This is a genomic window from Aquibaculum sediminis (assembly GCF_040712085.1).
In the GTDB taxonomy this organism is placed as follows: domain Bacteria; phylum Pseudomonadota; class Alphaproteobacteria; order Kiloniellales; family DSM-21159; genus Aquibaculum; species Aquibaculum sediminis.
Genome location: NZ_JBFCVK010000020.1, coordinates 1 through 1,071 on the forward strand (window position 1 = coordinate 1; position 1,071 = coordinate 1,071).

Annotated in this window: 2 tRNA genes and 1 rRNA gene; all 3 read right to left on the bottom strand. The window is 59.8% G+C overall.

The window, feature by feature from the left end:
* A 23S ribosomal RNA gene (locus tag ABZ720_RS17380) occupies positions 1–419 on the bottom strand; the annotation flags it as partial.
* 296 nt (positions 420–715) lie between these two features.
* Positions 716–791 (bottom strand) — tRNA-Ala (locus tag ABZ720_RS17385).
* Positions 792–838: 47 nt separating this feature from the next.
* A tRNA-Ile gene (locus tag ABZ720_RS17390) sits at positions 839–915 on the bottom strand.
* Between the last annotated feature and the right edge of the window lie 156 nt (positions 916–1,071).

Here is a 1,071-nt window from a genome sequence, read left to right on the forward strand (position 1 = left end):
CGAGTACTTAGCCTTGGAGGGTGGTCCCCCCATGTTCAGACAGGATTTCACGTGTCCCGCCTTACTCAAGCCTTGCCTGCTGTCTACCCTTACGGGGCTATCACCCTCTCTGGCGGCCCTTTCCAGGGCCTTCAGGTTCTTCACAGACAAGAACTGGGCTGGTCCGCGTTCGCTCGCCACTACTAGCGGAGTCTCGGTTGATTTCCTTTCCTCCGGGTACTGAGATGTTTCAGTTCCCCGGGTTCGCCTCGCCGACCTATGGATTCAGCCGGCGATCACCCTAAAGGGTGGGGTTTCCCCATTCGGACATCCGCGGATCAAAGATTGCTCTCATCTCCCCGCGGCTTATCGCAGAGTGCCACGTCCTTCATCGCCTGTGCATGCCAAGGCATTCACCAAATGCCCTTATCTAACGCTTGATCTCTACAAGTCAGCCGCCACGCACAGGGACAAAGTCCGCAAAACACGGCAACCGACCTCACTCAGCTTCTTAACCCGAGTGTATCAGATCGAAAAAACATGCAACCCCGAGCGCGTCTGACAGAGATGCCCTAAGGACACCCCGCCTCAAACGCACAATCGAGGCTATCTTCTCCACAATGCCAAACAACCGACCATCCGGTGCAACACCGGACAGCCAAAACTTCTGTCTTCCCACGAGACGAACGATCACCCAAGGCCGGGATCTGGTGGCCGGAACCTGCCAGCCGGGACCTGGTGGAGCCGACCGGGATCGAACCGGTGACCTCAAGCTTGCAAAGCTAGCGCTCTCCCAACTGAGCTACGGCCCCGTTCGGTGGCCCGTTCTCGGTGACCCCGTTCGGTGATGCGGCGCTGATGGTGGGCCTGGGAAGACTTGAACTTCCGACCTCACGCTTATCAAGCGCGCGCTCTAACCAACTGAGCTACAGGCCCCCTGGGCGCGACTGTCCCGGCAAAACCCTGCCGGGGCCAGAGCCCCTTGCGCGCATGACCCGGCCAAAAGGCCAAGAGCGCGCCGGCTCGTCTCGTCGGGAAGGGATACGTGGGCGGCGCCATCGGCCGCCATCAATCTTTTGCGGATCGCCTTGT